Below are 15,434 nucleotides of genomic sequence, written 5' to 3' on the forward strand. Positions count from 1 at the left end.
CGTTTACTGCGTGGCCGCAATGCGCGAATGCATACGATGATTCTTGTCGACCGAGGACGGAATGGTATCGGCGACGTTGGCAGTGGCCACATCTGCCGAAGCCTCTTCCTGATCGATATGCATGACCTGCTCGGCGATACGATCGGCCTCGATGGCCGCGATCTGACGCGAGAACATGATGAACCAGCCGAGGAAGACGAGACCGGCCAGCGCCTCGACGTTGGTCATCGTGTTGGTGCCCATCAGCCATTGCACGAGCACCACGCCGCAGACGGCGATGGCAAGGTAGCCGGCCCCGTAGATGGCGAGCGAAAGCTGCGGGGCAAGCCAGGGGAGCGCGAGCAGCAGCAAACCCATGACGACGACGATGCCGCGGGCGAAGACGTTGTGGAGGATGGGATGCGGCGTATAGCGGAACGTGCCGATGCCGATGAAGGCGATGCCGGAGAACGCGAGCATGGTCGACAGGCAGATCAGACGCGCTTTGTAATGCTTGATGTGGCTGGAACGCAACGGGCCTTGTTCCTGATGCCATTCACGGCGCTGGCGGTACGAGGTCACGAGTTCGGAGATGGCGAAGTAGCTGACGATGATGATGCAAACGCCGGCGAGGACCAGCGTCGAATTGAACATGTGCGCTGCGAAGGTGGTGCGGTCGCCGAGCTGCGAGAAGTTGTTGGTGTACCAGTTCGGATCATCTGTGGTCAGGCCTGCAACGCTGACGCCTGCGACCACGAAAAGCGGCAACAAACCGGCCAATGTTTTGGCGTCCATCAACTCGGCCTGCACGAAGGTGATGTAACCTGCGACCCCTGCAAAGCCGGCGCAAACCGCGACGATGTATTCGAGGAACATGGTGCCCATCAGGTTGCTGGCAACGCTCAGAAGGGCGAACGAGGTGAGGAACAACGTGGAGGCATAGACCATTGCGAGAGCCAAGATTTCGACCAGGCGGCGCAGGATTTCTATCCAACGGTTGTGGGTATTGAGCGAACTCGAACGCCGAGCATAGCCGAAAATGAAGGAAATGGTACCGCACGCGGCGATGATAATGGAAGCGATGACGAACTGGCGGCGGCTGATCATCCACGCGGCCGGCAGCAGCGAGACGCACAGTTCCATGATGCTTGCCCCCGCGATTGCACAGATGATGAAGGAGACAAGCCCCGAGGTCTCCGTGCGCTGATGCAGTCCCATTCTTACTTATTGTCCTTTGTGTTTCATTGGCGTTCGTGTTTGCGTTCGTTGTTTTTGTTCGTCGGCTGGTCTATGTTTGCTGGCGCTCATATTCGACGATTTACATACCGTATGTGCCGTTGTCTATCTTAGCGAGTCGCATGGCCGGGGTTGCGCTATACTTATTGATTGTGCTTGTTTTTGTGCACATCGGGATGTAGCGCAGTTTGGTAGCGCGCCTGCTTTGGGAGCAGGATGTCGCAGGTTCTTACTTTTATTGATTCTCTAATATCGTTGGTATTCCAGTGTTTTCAGGTCCTCTGATTTTTTGCTTTTTAGGATTCAGACACGATTAGACACGATGACCGCAAACCTTGCACGAGTCGGCTGACCTTCTAAAGATGTGACCGGGTGAAGCGGACGATATGAACGTAATGCGATTTGGTTGTAATCTATATTTTAAATATTTAAAAAATAATGAAAAGCGGTCATTTGAATCAGATATTAGTGCGGTAAATATGGAATGTCGTGTCCAGAAGAATCTGTATACTCATATTTTTGTGCGGTAACGCATGGAATCGGGATGTAGCGCAGTTTGGTAGCGCGCTTGCTTTGGGAGCAAGATGTCGCAGGTTCAAATCCTGTCATCCCGACTCATAAATCCCGGATTTTCAACGATTTGGTTTGTTGAAAATCCGGGATTATTTCTTTCAGACACGATTGAACACGATTGCCTTGTCTCTCGCGTCGTTCACCGCGTCGGCTACTTCATTGAGCCGTTCGGGCCATAGCCCTGCATAGGTGTCGAGGGTTATGGTGGCGCTGGCATGGCCCAGTTGCTTCTGCAGTGTCTTCACATCGGCGCCATTGGCTATGGCGATTGAAGCGTATGAATGACGTAGGGAATGAATGGTGATGCCTTCATCCTCCATTCCGGCAAAGTTGAGCGCTTTTCTCCATACCCGGTATCGCCAATTATGGACGTTGATCGGACCTCCCCGGGATGCCCTGAATACGAAATCGCTTTGTCTGCACCCGTTTACTTCGTTATGAAGTTGTCTCACTAGGAATGCCGGGATGGCCACATTTCGCGATTTTCCGCTTTTTGGTTTGCCCAATATGAGGTGCCCGTTTCCGTCTTCGGCCCATGTTCGTCTTATTTTGGCTTGTCTCGAATCAAGGTTGAGGTCACCGACCTGTAACGCCAATGCCTCGTCGATTCTTGTCCCTACATAGGCTTGCCAGCGAATCAGCAGTGAGTCGGTAGGGCGTCCTGCGTTGCCGGCCTCTTCGGCGATCAGCTCGATTTCGGATATGTCGAGCAGCACCATGTCATCATTGTGGCTTTCGATTTTCGGTATGGTCACTCTTTTCAGGGGATTGGTCAGAGTCCATTGGTTGGATACGGCGTATTCGAACACTCCACTCATCACCACTTTCACGATGTTGCGTATGCTCCGTGCGCTTAAGGGTTTGGGTTCACGCCCGTCGGGTAATTCCGCTGGGTAATTTCCTTCGGTCAGGCTTTTTACCCATTGCTGGAGAGCGGGTATGGTAAATCCGCGCAGGGGTGTGGTGCCCCATTTTGGATTTATGTATACTCGCAGTTCTCGTTTGTAGCGGCCGAAAGTGCCGGGCCGAATGTCGAGCTTTGTGGTGAGCCATTGCTCGGCAACCTCGCTGAAGATACGGCTCTCTTGATGAGGGTCGTGATAGCGTCCCTGCCTGACATCGTCTTCCATACCGGCTTCATAGGCTTCTGCGTCGGACAACTTTTCGAACGCCTTGCTCTTCTGAATCTTCGTGCCGTCCGGGCGGAGTAGATACCAGCGAGCCCTCCAACGTTTGCCGGTGCCGTATAGGCTTGACCTCCATTTCTCCGGCACTCGGGCCTTGTATGGGTCGCGTGCGTTTGCAAGGCTGCGTTTCGCGGCTGGTGTTGCTGTGGTTCCGTCATCGGCTGTTTTCAACCATCTGTCGTCGATGAAAACTCGTGCCATAGCTGTTGTGATTCCTTTCGCGCGACGCGCGCGGAACCTCCTTTAAGGGTTCGTCTGCTGCGTCGTGTCTGCGCGCTCCGGACGGTGCGAGTCGAGCAACCCAGTTGGGGTGATCTGCCAAAGCTGGCACATCGCCTCGATGTCGCTTAATGCCCACTCCTGGTTGTCGTTGACTCGTTGGCGTACGTATGTCGCCCCGCGTCCGATGCGCTTGGCGAGTTCAGTTCCTGAAATTCGCCGTATTCCCATCTCGGCCCTTACCGCCGCTGACACCTCACGACCGAAAGGGCTAATTTCGATTTTCTTTCTGCCCATACGACCATCATAGCGCGTTTTTACGCTCCTACGCGCGTATTTTTAAAAAACACCGTCTGTTAAATTGACATTTACGCGTAAATACGCGAATAATTTCTTGTTTGGAGGTTTAAATGAGAAGCTACACACTCAGCAAGACGGTCGCCTCGCGACTTCGAGCCTTGATGGGTGCGCAGCGCATCCGAGTTGCAGAGCTATCGCGCGCCTGGGGTCAGTCTGCGGACATGACCTCGCGCAGGCTCAATGGTGATGTCGAGATTAGGCTCGGCGAGATCGGCATATTTGCGCAGCTCACCGGTTATCGGCCAGACGAATTTCTTGCCGATCGGTTTGAAGTGAAACTGAACCCTGCAAATGGTCCAATTCGGAAAGAAACGGGCCGTCAAAGGGGAACGGGGAGGGTCTATGGAAGCCGATAACGACATATTCGCAGCGGTAGCGCAGGAATTGCGGCCACTGAACACCACGAAGGACATTCATGACATCATCGGAATACCGGAATCGACCCTTTCCGAGTGGAGGGGTTCCGGAATCGGTCCGCAATGGGTGAAGATAGGCCGAAGAGTCATGTACCCGAAGGAGGAGATAATAGCCTGTCTTCGGGCGAACCTGCATACTAACCGAGAGGAATACTGAGGATGGGAAGCAAATCAACTGTTGTTCAGATTTGTAATTCGCAGCTGCTTCTCACTTGTTTTCGCAATGGTGCTAGTCGGCTTGCCCGTTCAGGCTTGCCTTTACGCTTCTCATTAGTCTGTCGTCAAGCAGCGATTGAACGCTTGTCCCTAGAAACTCCGCAGTTTCAGCGAGATCGGGAACCGTCCATACGGTACTGCATTTCATTTTCGCGTACAAGGACTGGCGTGTTATGCCCAACGCAGCTGCCAGAGACGCTTTCGACAGCTTTCGGTCGGCAAGCAGCGCTGCGACGTTCCATGAAACGACGCGCTGCTCGTAACCGCCTGCAGGCTCTCTGTCGTCTTGTTTCTTGTCTGTCATGGATTCCCTGTTCTGCTGCCGATGATGCGACACTCATTTTAAGGCAACACTTGAAAAGAGTCAAACAACATATTACTATGACAGTTGTAAACTTACAAAGACTATTTTAAACTGACGTTTGCCGTTTCCTGCCCAGGGCGGTGAAAGTCGGAGAAAGGGGGCTGTCTTCCGCCGTGCCCACGACGAAAGACAGCTATGCAATAACAATCCGCAGCGTTTTCGGGTCTTCTTTGGTAGGGATTCCCGAAAACGGTGCTTTGCATTGTCAGGAGTGTCATCGCACATGTTGAAGTGTATCAGGCGGTCGGGGACGGTATGCTCTCCCGCCGCATCCTATGTTATCCGTTTCATGATTGGCCATGGTCGGACGCCTGCATCCCCTCCGGGCGAGTCTGTCGGCCGGGCCGCATGCATGCTCGCGCATCCTTCCTCGGGAGGACGGCGTTGAATGCGCGGGGGCGTGGTCTCCGTCCGGTTCTTCTGTGGCTGGCCGTCTGGGTAACGGGGCCTTTGTTGTTCGCGGTCGGTGCGGTGCTGATCCGCATGGTCTGCCGTCATGTATGGGGTCTTCGTATTGGGTGGATGGTGGCGGCATCGCTGTCGGTGTTTACGGTTTCCGCGCCTTGCCTGTCGCTCCTGTGGCTGTTGTGCCGCGGGGACGGGAAGGGGCGGAAGCAATGAGCTGGCAGTGTACGTCGTGGGCTTTGCGCGAGGCCCCTTGCCCGAACGCCTCGGCTCGTCTGGTCCTGATTGCCTTGGCCGACCGGTGCCAGCCGGATGGCAGGTCGGCATGGCCGACCATCGAGACCCTGACGGCCGAGGCGCATTGTTCAAGGGCAACCGTCAAACGAGCCCTTCACGACATGGAGGTGCTCGGCGTCATCCGCCGTGGCGACCAGGACCTCGCGCGCCATGACGAGCACGGCCGCTGGCTTGCCCCGCAATGGAGGCCCATCGTGTGGGAGTGCTGCATGAACGTGGCCTTGGAAAAGGTCAGCGAGAAACCCGGCCGGAAGGCCAGGGCGGAACGCGAAGGCAGGAAAGGCCGAGGGCTCACAACGAGCCCTCAACATGCTGAACCTGAAAGACCGGATTCCGGCGGGTCCAAAATGAGCCCGCAGACGGAACCGGGTTCCGACCATGGTGAACCCGCAAGAAGGTACGTCGGTGAGCCGTCCGGAGGGTTCACCGGTGAGCCACTTGATAGGAAGACAGATATCACAACAAATAGAACAAATACCCCTCTCTCCCTACGGGAGACCTCCCCGCAAGGGGAGGCCACACTCCGGAATGAAACCAAGAAAAGCGAGAAGAGTGAGGAAGACGTTGAGGCCGAGAGACTGTGTGCGGTGATGGCCGAGGCCATGCGCCGCGAACCGAAACTGCCGGTGCCCCCGGTATTGGAAGCAACGGCTAACCCGTCCCGTCCGCGACGCCGGGAGCTTGCGGCGGCGAACCGTCTGATTGCCGTACAGGGGCTTGCCCGTTGCCGAGTGGTCGCGCAATGGGCGCTGCTTCCGGCCGACGGCACGCACGGTTCGCCCCGCGACGGCTTCTGGCGCAAGGTCATCGCCGGCCCCGCCGCGCTGGAACGCAAATGGGACCGGGTCGTCGCACAGATGGCATGCGATCCGAAAGGGGCCGTGATGCTGGCACAGGCCGGTGCCGGCCCGGGCGAACGCCACCGGGCCATCAAGGTCTCCACGCCCAACGCCAGGGCCGTTCCGGTCTGGGGTGCGGGAGAGTTCCACACCACCGACTCCCAGACGCATATAGACGGCGACCTGCCCGGCTCCCAATGTCCGCTGTGCCGATACGACGAAAGGAACCGCGAGACCCACGGACTCGGCAGACGCAACGCCGAGGCCAGAAAAGCCCAGGAAAACGCCAAAACGAAATCCGACAAGGCGAAAGACCATCGCCGGTTCCATTTCATCGGCGGTGAAGGATACTGCAGGCAACTGGCCGGGAGAGGAAATGCATCATGAACATCACCGGTAATCAGGGCAGCCATACGCCTCTGTGCCGCCAGTTCCCTAGACGTTGGGCCGACCGCCTGTGGGGCTTGGACGAGGAACTGACCGGCACCAGGACGGGCCGCGAGCTCGCGAGGGCCGGCGCGCTGATCTGCCGGGAATGCCCGGTGAGGGTCGTATGCCTCGCTTCGGCCATCGTGCGCAAGGACCGTTCCGGCATCCTCGGCGGGCTGTCATGGACGATGCGCAAACAGGTCGCCCGGCTCGCCGCCCTCGACGGGCTGCAACCGGAAGGCTCCGAACGCAAAAGAACCATGGACCTCGCCCGATGGCTCGCAGCGCACCCCGATGCCGTCGCCAAGGCCAGAAGCATCGAGTCGCGCAACAGGGCTTTCCGGCGCACCGTCGAGAAAGCCGCCAAAGCTGAGGGCAACGCCGAAGGCGAAGTGCGGTCGGCCCAGTCAGCGCTCTTCTGACGGGCGGAACCCGGCTTGCAGCGGATACCGGGATACGAAATCAGGAAATCATGATTTCGGGATATCAAGCATTCATGAAAACAAGAAATAAATAAATCAATAAATCAGGAAAGAGGGAAACCATGAGAATAGCGATAGCGAACGCGAAGGGCGGGGTCGCCAAGACCACCACCGCCATATATCTGGCGACCGCCGTCACCGACCGGTACGGGGAGACGACGGCCACGGTGTACGATGCCGACCCGCAAAGCTCGGCCAGCCTATGGGCCGACGCCGCCGAGACCGACGGCACGGGACTGGGCTTCGAGGTCCGACCCGCCAACCTGAGCACCTTGGGACGGCTCGCCGCGCAGGGGCACGGGGGCTGGGATTTCGTTGACGCGCCGCCGCAGGGGCGGCTGCTTGAGGCGTCGATCAGGTCGGCGGATTTCGTCGTCATCCCGACCTCGGACTCCCCGCTGGATTTGCAGCAGGCATGGGCCATGCTCGACGAGGCGAGGAAGACCACCAGCGCGGCCGTGCTCATCGTCCGTGCCGAACGGAACACCACCGCCTTCAAACAGACCGAACAGGCGCTGCGCGATGCGGCCACACCGCGTTTCGACACGGTGATACCCAAACGCCAGGAAATCAAGAAGGCCCTGGGATCAAGGCCCGCCAGAACCTACGAGTACCGGGACCTGCTGAACGAACTCGAACAGGTACGCCGCGACATGACAGGGGAGGAACGCTGATGCAAGGCAACTACACGCCGATACGACGAGACTCCTCGCCGCTGAAGGATGTCCTCAATCCGCAGCTCGACGACAAGGGCGCAAACGGTACATCAGAACGGAAGGTCATGCTCTCGCTGCGCGTGCCGGCCACATTGAAACGTCGGTTCAAGGCCGAAGCTTCTGCGCAGGGCAGGCGCATGGAGAAATGCCTCATAGAGGCGCTCAACGGATGGCTGGAAAGCCAGCAATCATGAAAACATGAATTCAAGGAATCATGAATTCACGAAAACAGGATATGCAGCGGCAGGCGTGCGTGCGTGTGCCGCTTCCGAACCTATGCGACCATATAACAGATCATCGGGAAACGAACACAAAGGGCAGGGTAGTGAACGAAAAGAGCAGCGAGGCAAAGGAAGCCCCGGAAAAACCCAAAGGAAACAGGACGTGGAAGACGGTCGGCGCAATCGTCGCGGCCATCGCTCTGGTCGTATCCGGCACGGCAGGATGGATGGCGTACCAGCACGAACGTGAAACGGCAAGCTCGGCATGCCGGCATGATGCCTCAGCCTTGCGGAAGACGATGAAGACGTATGCCGGACTGCTGAAAGGCGAGGCACACGCGATGGCGACGCTCGACCCATCCACAGTGGCCGACCCGCACACCATCACAGTGTTGGCGAAAAAACTCAATGAGAAACAGCCGAAAACAGTATCCTGCGACGCTGACGGCATTTCGGCAATGAAAGCCGCCGACACCTCGGCACGAGATGCCGGAGATTGGTACAGGCTTCATCTGACCGGGCTACGCAAAGCAACGAAAGCTGTCAAGGATTCCCGGACTGACAAGACCATCGAGCAGGCCAAACAGATGCTTAAGGATTCGGAAGGGAAAGTGCAGGACGAAGCCGTTCGCGACAGACTCGCCAAAGCCATCGAATCCAGAAACGACGCGCAGATCGTCCAAGCCATGAACGACGTCAATGCAGACATACAAGCCAGACAAGCCGCCGACGCACAAGCCCAAGCCAATACGGCCGTCCAACAGTCGGCGGCAAAGCGGGGTACGGAAGGTTCGACAGGTGAAACATCCGGAGACCGGACGCCCGCATACCGGCGACCAAACGGGAACATACTACGCCCAGGAACGCCGTCACATCCCTCTCCGTCACAACCATCACCGGGCTCGCAGGCTCCTCCATCCTCTGCTGGGCAGAAGCCCGGCTGGGACGGAACCGTGAACTTCGACGGCACGGACGACACCAGCGGCGCATGGCACAACATTTCAATACCGACCGAATAACCTTAGGCGGATACAAGTTTTCTTGAAAGCTTGAAAGCTTGAAAGCGTGAATTCATGAACTGCCGGATTCCAATACCCGGTCTGTGAGTAGAACCCAGTCCGTCCAATTCCGTGCTCCAAAAGGGAAGAATGGTCCGGTCCCGTAGCGGGTGAGAACGAGATTCCCTCTGTCTATCCCTTCCGGGATTCGCTTCGGGGAACGTCCCCGAAGCCCTTTCTGGAACAGGAGCAAAGAATGGGCGGGCCGTACGGGCGATTCATCGACAGCAATCATCGAAAACACGGATTCGGAAGAGTGGCCGTCGCGCTTGCCGTGACAGTGGCCTCGCTGATGGCCGCGCTGGTTCCATCCGGCATAGCATCGGCGGCCGCACTTCCGCCTGGCTATTGGTTCGTGCCGTTCCGCGAGGGCGCGACGTTCAACGGCACGCACGGTTCAAGGCTGGGCCCGCAGGGCTTCGACAACGGCAATCCGGTCTACTGCATCGAGTCGGGCGTGCCTCTGGGTGCGATCTCGGGGGCGTGGCAGGCGACGGCCGACCATAACGCCATGGTCGGGGCGACGATGGTCGGCCAGCATCAGGGGGATATGTCTGATATGACGCAGGCTGCCGTCGCCTTCGCGGTCCACGACCACCTCGACCAGGGCGACAGCCATTGGTCCATCTACCGCACCAAGCAGCTGGAAAACGCTGACATCAACGCGGTTTCGGGCCTTGCCGGCCAATTCTGGTCGCAGGCCGAGGAGGCGTTGCCCAGCGTCGTGCAGGCCTCGTACAAGTACACGCAGGCCAAACGCACCGGCATCATCGACGCGGGCATCCGCAACTCGTCCGGCCGGTACGTGGCGGGCCTGTCCTATACGCTGGTCAACACCAACAACCTCGTGAAGTTCGACCAGACCGGCACCAACAGCATCAGTGTGACCACCAACGGCTCCTATCAGCCGATACCATGGACGGCCATCGGCAACGGGCACGCGACCTACCAGATCAGGTTCAGCAGCCCCAGTGCGCAGAAACTCGTCTCCGCCAAGCAGGATTTGTTCAGCATGCGGCAGAACGACCCGACCGCGCAGGGAACCATCGAGTTCGACGTGCGCCGCGACTTCCAACCCACCGTCACGACCGATACCGGCGGCTCCCGTATCCTCGCACGCGGAGGCCAGGCTCGGGACAGGGTCACCTTCGGCGTCGCCCCGGGCGACGAATGGGTGCCCGGCACCCATGTGACCGCCAAAGGCTACTATTTCACCGGCAACCCCGGAACCATGGCCACCGTCCTCGCAAACGGCCAGGGCGAGACGCCCGTCGACTACCTGAACCGCGTCAAGGCCCGGCTCGGCCAGCCCGCCGTCACCGCCACGCTCACCACTGACCATCCGGGTACATTCGACGCCACGGCCCTCAAGGACGGCTCCGCCTACACGAACCCCGAGGACGGGCGCGAGGGCGACTGGCTATGGGCGATCAGCAAGTGCGACACCCCCGAAGCGGAACGCGTCAACGTGCGGGGCGACTGGATTGACCCGTTCGGCAAGACCATTGAGGCCGTCTCCCAGCAGGCGCACACCTCCGCATGGAGCGAGGTCGCCGAACCCCATGCCGCCACCGGCGCGGACATCCACGACGTGATCCACATCCACGGCCTGCCCCGCGACCTCGGCACATTCAAAGGCGACGGAGCCTTCCACGCCGACACGACCGAGCTCAGGGTCAAGGTCTGGTGGGCCGGCGCCTCCGGCGGGAACACGGGCATCAAGGAAGAAGACGAGAAATACCGTCCCTCCGGCAGCGGCGAACCCGTTCAGGACGCGAACCACAAGCTCCTGCGCACCGCCGACTACGACCTCTCCAAGCTCATAGCCGCCATGGGGCCCGGATACAAGGGCGACCTCGACATCAAGGTCGCCGGAGGCAAAGGCGGCGACCCGCTCGCCGACGGCATGCAATTCAACGTTCCCGCACAGGCGACCGGCTACTACACGTTCACCGCCACCTACGCGGGCTGCGACCGCGCCACGGGATTCTCCAGCGCCTACGACGACCCCTACGAGTCCACGTTCGTGACCCGCGAGAAACCCGGCCTGATCGACATGACCACCGACACCAGCCCTCAGCGTGTCAAGGTCGGCGAACGCTTCCACGACACCGCCCACATCAGCGGGGCCAGCAACGCCGTGGACACCCTTACCGACGGGTCGTACCTCGAATTCACCGCCTACAAGGCCGTGCCCGACAGCCCTAAACCGGATGCGGGCACGCTCATCGACCGCGTCAAGGTGACGTTGGACGCCGAACAATTGCAACTCCTGCGCCAAGGCCGACCGATAGACGTCAACAGCCCCGAGACCGTGAGCGGCACGGCCGGCAATGTCTACTGGCGCGCCAGCCTGCACTCGGCCGACGGCACCACCGTCGCCTCGCACGACCTCGGTCTGAAAACCGAGACCACCACCATTACGGCAGGCGGTCGCATCAGCTCCAAGGCCCAACTCATGGGAACCGTGGGCGAACCCCTGCACGACGACATCACCGTGGGCGACGGCATCGACGGCAACATCCCCGACGGCAGCACGGTCACCGTCCGAGCCTACCGCTACGACGGCCAGCCGCAGGCATCCCGCGACCAGATGCTCGCCGAGAAGACCTACCCGGTCGACACCGCCAGACTCGGCGGCCGCGGAAACGGGGCGAGCTACACGTTCCGCGCCGACGGATTTACCATCGCCAAGCCCGGCATGGTCTACTGGGTCGCCACCCTCACCGACCCCGCCGGAAGGGTGATTGACCAAGGCAGCTACGGCGAGGACACGGAACGCACACCGGTCCAGGAATACTCGACCACGACCTCAAGGAAGGTCGCCAGCACCCCCGACCCGCGCTACGCCGAGAAAACCGACAAGGTCTATGACGTGCTCCACCAGACCGCCTACCGCCAATCCGACGGGGACACCTCGATTCAGATCGGCCAGACCGCGAAAGGCACCACCTACCGGTTCACGCTATGGCGTCAGGGCGAGGGTGACCCGTCCGGCGACCGGCAGGTCTGGCAGGGCGGCAGCCACGAGCTGCCCGGCATGCCGCGTGACGGCAACGCGCTCAAGACCGACCAGAACCTGAAAAGCGAAACGGTGGGCATCGACCCCTCATGGACGCCCGGCACCTACTACTGGCGCTCCGTCGTCACAGACCGGGACGGCAACACGGTATGGGTCTCACCCCAGCGCGTCCCGGCCGAATCGTTCGAGCTCGTGCGCGTCACCTCCACGTCCGCCGAACCGCTCTACAGCGACACGATGCATGTGCGGGACACCCTGCATATCCAGGGACGCCTGCCCAAAGGCAGCTCCTACAAGGTCGAATTGTGGAAACAGGACAAGCACCAGGGAACCGCCGTTGAAAAGATCGCCGAAACCCAAAGGGCCACGCTCGACCACGACGTTGCCGGCACGGATATCAAGGCACCCGTCATGACGAACCCCGGCATCGGCCCATGGCAGTTCCGCTTCCGCGTCTGGTCGCCAGACAACCACGGCGGAGACCCGCATATCGACCCGGACTCCACAATCGTTTCCGACGGCTGGAAACAGAACGACGGATACCCCGAACGCGACCTGATCTACGAGGGAGCACAGACGGATTCCGAGCGCTTCGAAGTCGTTCACATCGACACCGACGTGACCGGTACCAACAACGTGCACACCTCCGGCAACGGCCACTACGTCGATGTCACCGACGGCATCGACGTGAACGACCACGCCACCATCAAAGGCCACATACTCCCCGGCTACAAGCTCGGCTTCGAGCTGTGGCGCAAGGACAACGCCAACCACAAGACGAGCGAAACCTACCCGTACAACGAAACAAGGGGAGACACGCTAAAGGGCACAACCCCGGCCATCACCACGAATGACGGACAGACGGACATCGATGGCGAACCAATCCATATCACCGACCCCGGCGACTATTACTGGGTCGCCACGCTGACCAAACCCGACGGCACGGCTTTCATGCCGGACGGTGTGAACCCGTGGTACGCCAAACGCAACGAGCCAAGCGAACTGTTCCACGCCATCCGCGTGACCACCTCGACATACAAGTGGTCCAGCAATGGCGGCACCACGCAGGATACCGCCAAAATCGAAGGATGGGCCGACCCGAACGGCACACTAGGCTTCGAGCTGCACCACGTCGGCGACGACAGGCTGGTCTCCGACCTCAAGGGCAAGCCGCTCAAGGACTTCGCCGGCTACGACGCGGACGCGTTCACGAACACGCTCACCAGCGACCCGGTGAAAATTCCGGACGCTGCGGATTACGTGTTCGAGGAACACTACCGTCTGCCCGCAGATGCCACCGACTTGCACCACGGTAAGCCCGGCACGCCAAGCGAATCGTTCCGTGCCATTGACGCAGTCACAGACGTGGCCACCGAGTTCGAGCTCGGCACCGCCGTCAGCGACCACACCGATCTCACCAACGTCCGTTGGAAGCAGTCGGGCGACATCCGCGACGACCTCAAGGACGGCCTCGACATCCGCTGGAACCTCTGGAAGCAGGGCCAGGGCGACGAATCCACCGACACGAAACTCGCCACCACCGGCTACACGACGTTGGCCAGCGGGCAGACCGAGGCCGTAAGCTCCAAGCAGACCCCGACACAGATCGGCATCTACTACTGGCAGGTCGAGGTCAGCGACCACGACACCCACAAAGCCGTCAAACTCGGCACGCAACGCGAGCCACGTGAGACGTTCCGCATCATCAAAGCCACCAGTGAGGCCGAGACCATGCAGATCGCCGGCCATCCGATCGCCGACAAGGTGACCATCACCGGACCCGTCGCCGAAGGCACCCAGGTCTCGTGGACGCTCACCCGAGATCGGAACGACGGCACGCAGAACGATGTCGCGTCATGGCCCGACGTGCCCAACGGCAGCATCCTGGTCACGAAAACACAGGCCGAACAGGCTCTCAAGGACGGCAAGACCACCATCGACGGCCCGCAGTACGAGCGCCCCGACGTGGGCGGCTACCACTGGGTCTTCAGCCTCACCGCGCCACGCAAGAACCTTGCGGGCGACGGCGAGCCGGTGAAACCCGGCATGGACGGCAACGGCAACCCCGACGGTTCCCATCTCGAAAACCAGCCGTTCTACACGGACTCCGCGCTCAATCCTGACGAGACCACGCAGGTGATCACCGTCAACACGACGACCGACCACGAATCCCACACCGGCGAGCCGATACATGACACCGCCCTGTTCGACGGCCACGTTGCAGAAGGCACCCGCACCGAGTTCCGCATCTACAAGCAGGACTCCGGCAACGATCCCTCCAAGGACGTGCTCATGTCTACAACCAAACGCCAGCCGGTCGCCGAAGGAACGGTAAGCGTCGAAAGCCCCGAATGGACACCGACGCAGCCCGGCCGCTACTACTGGCGCAACGTCGTCTACCGCCCCGCCAGTCATAAGGGCGGCATCGTCCAGCCCGAGCCTCTGTTCGTCGGCCCCGCCCGCATCTCGTCCGAATCAGTGGACGTGGTGCGCGTGACCACCACGACCGAACGCGTCGCCGAAGCAGATGCCCCGATTCACGACACCGCAAGGATCGAAGGAACCGTCCACGACGGCCAATACCTCGTCTTCCGCCTCTACCGGCAGGAGCAAGACAACAACCCGAAGGCCGACAAACTGGTGTGGAACTCCAAACACATCATGCTCAAGACCGGCCAGAAGACCGCCACCAGTCCAGAGACGACTGTGAAGAAGACCGGCACCTACTACTGGCGAGCAGCCCTCTACCACAGCAATCCCGTACAGACACGTGACACGAACGCCGACCTGAATACGGAACCCGACCCCGCCGACCAGCCGATTCACACCGGTGCGGCCCGCGAAGCGGGGGAGACCGTCGACCTCGTCAAGGTAACCACCAAGGCCGACCCCACAGGCATGCCCGGTCTACCCATCCACGACACCGCCTATATCCAAGGCACGGTGCCCGACGGCTACCAGCTCGTCTTCGAACTATGGGACCGGCACCCCGGCGACGTCTCCAAGGACACCCTGAACGCGACCACCAAACCGGTCGACGTATACCCCGGAGCCACCAAGGTCAGAAGCCCCGGCGTCAACGCCGGAACCGGCGACCACTACTGGCGTGAAAAGCTCATCCGACGCGACAACTATCACTTGGTCAGCTACGGCAAGCCACGAGTGGCCGACGAGAGCGTGCATGTTGCATCGCTTGCCATCACGGGCACTGGTGTTCTAGGTATCGCGTTGCTGACCATAGGTCTGTCAGTCGCGGGAATCCTCATTATCATGCAGCGCAGGAGATTGGCGGGAATGGGAGGCCTAATTTCCTGATCTCGTTGATTGTCGGATAAGTACGGTGGGTTGTCTCTTTATGGGAGAACCCACCGTTTTGTCTGTCCGCCCATATCCCGTCGCTGTTGCTGGAAACTTG

At 60.0% G+C, this 15,434-nt stretch carries 11 protein-coding genes and 1 tRNA gene; 8 read left to right on the forward strand and 4 right to left on the reverse strand.

The window, feature by feature from the left end:
- Positions 1-3 precede the first annotated feature (3 nt).
- On the reverse strand, positions 4-1,197 hold the full coding sequence (locus PT279_RS07685; RefSeq protein WP_277166832.1) for an ABC transporter permease: 1,194 nt from the start codon (positions 1,195-1,197) through the stop codon (positions 4-6).
- A gap of 558 nt (positions 1,198-1,755) precedes the next feature.
- Between PT279_RS07685 and PT279_RS07690 the strand changes: the two genes are divergently transcribed.
- Positions 1,756-1,829: transfer RNA gene (locus tag PT279_RS07690), tRNA-Pro, on the forward strand.
- Positions 1,830-1,886: 57 nt separating this feature from the next.
- On the opposite strand, the gene PT279_RS07695 is transcribed toward PT279_RS07690, so the two are convergent.
- Together PT279_RS07695 and PT279_RS07700 are read right to left on the reverse strand one after the other, a co-directional pair.
- On the reverse strand, positions 1,887-3,176 hold the full coding sequence (locus PT279_RS07695) for a site-specific integrase (protein ID WP_277166833.1): 1,290 nt from the start codon (positions 3,174-3,176) through the stop codon (positions 1,887-1,889).
- Between the two features lie 42 nt (positions 3,177-3,218).
- On the reverse strand, positions 3,219-3,425 hold the full coding sequence (locus PT279_RS07700) for a hypothetical protein (RefSeq protein WP_277166834.1): 207 nt from the start codon (positions 3,423-3,425) through the stop codon (positions 3,219-3,221).
- Between the two features lie 179 nt (positions 3,426-3,604).
- On the opposite strand from PT279_RS07700, the gene PT279_RS07705 reads away from it, so the two are divergent.
- Positions 3,605-3,910 carry a hypothetical protein gene (locus PT279_RS07705; RefSeq protein ID WP_277166835.1) on the forward strand — a complete coding sequence of 102 codons (306 nt, stop codon included), beginning with the start codon at positions 3,605-3,607 and terminating at the stop codon, positions 3,908-3,910.
- Between the two features lie 289 nt (positions 3,911-4,199).
- On the opposite strand, the gene PT279_RS07710 is transcribed toward PT279_RS07705, so the two are convergent.
- On the reverse strand, positions 4,200-4,490 hold the full coding sequence (locus PT279_RS07710) for a helix-turn-helix domain-containing protein (RefSeq protein WP_277166836.1): 291 nt from the start codon (positions 4,488-4,490) through the stop codon (positions 4,200-4,202).
- Between the two features lie 560 nt (positions 4,491-5,050).
- On the opposite strand from PT279_RS07710, the gene PT279_RS07715 reads away from it, so the two are divergent.
- The 6 genes from PT279_RS07715 to PT279_RS07740 all read left to right on the forward strand — a co-directional run bounded on the left by PT279_RS07715 (position 5,051) and on the right by PT279_RS07740 (position 15,334).
- On the forward strand, positions 5,051-6,478 hold the full coding sequence (locus tag PT279_RS07715) for a helix-turn-helix domain-containing protein (RefSeq protein WP_277166837.1): 1,428 nt from the start codon (positions 5,051-5,053) through the stop codon (positions 6,476-6,478).
- The gene (locus tag PT279_RS07720; RefSeq protein ID WP_277166838.1) at positions 6,475-6,942 is read left to right on the forward strand and encodes a WhiB family transcriptional regulator; all 468 of its coding nucleotides are present in this window, start codon (positions 6,475-6,477) and stop codon (positions 6,940-6,942) included. Before PT279_RS07715 ends, PT279_RS07720 begins: the two co-directional genes overlap by 4 nt.
- A gap of 122 nt (positions 6,943-7,064) precedes the next feature.
- Positions 7,065-7,676, forward strand: a complete 612-nt coding sequence (locus tag PT279_RS07725; protein ID WP_277166839.1) for a ParA family protein — start codon at positions 7,065-7,067, stop codon at positions 7,674-7,676.
- The gene (locus PT279_RS07730; RefSeq protein ID WP_277166841.1) at positions 7,676-7,912 is read left to right on the forward strand and encodes a hypothetical protein; all 237 of its coding nucleotides are present in this window, start codon (positions 7,676-7,678) and stop codon (positions 7,910-7,912) included. Before PT279_RS07725 ends, PT279_RS07730 begins: the two co-directional genes overlap by 1 nt.
- Before the next feature lie 20 nt (positions 7,913-7,932).
- Complete coding sequence (locus PT279_RS07735) at positions 7,933-8,958, forward strand: hypothetical protein (protein WP_277166842.1); 1,026 nt, start codon at positions 7,933-7,935, stop codon at positions 8,956-8,958.
- A gap of 235 nt (positions 8,959-9,193) precedes the next feature.
- Positions 9,194-15,334 (forward strand): hypothetical protein, encoded by a 6,141-nt coding sequence (locus PT279_RS07740; RefSeq protein WP_277166843.1) that lies wholly within the window; start codon positions 9,194-9,196, stop codon positions 15,332-15,334.
- Positions 15,335-15,434 lie beyond the last annotated feature (100 nt).

It is taken from the genome of Bifidobacterium sp. ESL0784 (genome assembly GCF_029433295.1).
GTDB lineage: Bacteria > Actinomycetota > Actinomycetes > Actinomycetales > Bifidobacteriaceae > Bifidobacterium.

Excerpts from the sequence above, each read along its gene's own strand:
- PT279_RS07710 (WP_277166836.1), bottom strand. The coding sequence starts at position 4,490 with ATGACAGACAAGAAACAAGACGACAGAGAGCCTGCAGGCGGTTACGAG.
- PT279_RS07725 (WP_277166839.1), top strand. The coding sequence starts at position 7,065 with ATGAGAATAGCGATAGCGAACGCGAAGGGCGGGGTCGCCAAGACCACC.
- PT279_RS07700 (WP_277166834.1), bottom strand. The coding sequence starts at position 3,425 with ATGGGAATACGGCGAATTTCAGGAACTGAACTCGCCAAGCGCATCGGA.
- PT279_RS07695 (WP_277166833.1), bottom strand. The coding sequence starts at position 3,176 with ATGGCACGAGTTTTCATCGACGACAGATGGTTGAAAACAGCCGATGAC.
- PT279_RS07735 (WP_277166842.1), top strand. The coding sequence starts at position 7,933 with ATGAATTCACGAAAACAGGATATGCAGCGGCAGGCGTGCGTGCGTGTG.
- PT279_RS07730 (WP_277166841.1), top strand. The coding sequence starts at position 7,676 with ATGCAAGGCAACTACACGCCGATACGACGAGACTCCTCGCCGCTGAAG.
- PT279_RS07740 (WP_277166843.1), top strand. The coding sequence starts at position 9,194 with ATGGGCGGGCCGTACGGGCGATTCATCGACAGCAATCATCGAAAACAC.
- PT279_RS07685 (WP_277166832.1), bottom strand. The coding sequence starts at position 1,197 with ATGGGACTGCATCAGCGCACGGAGACCTCGGGGCTTGTCTCCTTCATC.
- PT279_RS07715 (WP_277166837.1), top strand. The coding sequence starts at position 5,051 with ATGGGGTCTTCGTATTGGGTGGATGGTGGCGGCATCGCTGTCGGTGTT.
- PT279_RS07720 (WP_277166838.1), top strand. The coding sequence starts at position 6,475 with ATGAACATCACCGGTAATCAGGGCAGCCATACGCCTCTGTGCCGCCAG.
- PT279_RS07705 (WP_277166835.1), top strand. The coding sequence starts at position 3,605 with ATGAGAAGCTACACACTCAGCAAGACGGTCGCCTCGCGACTTCGAGCC.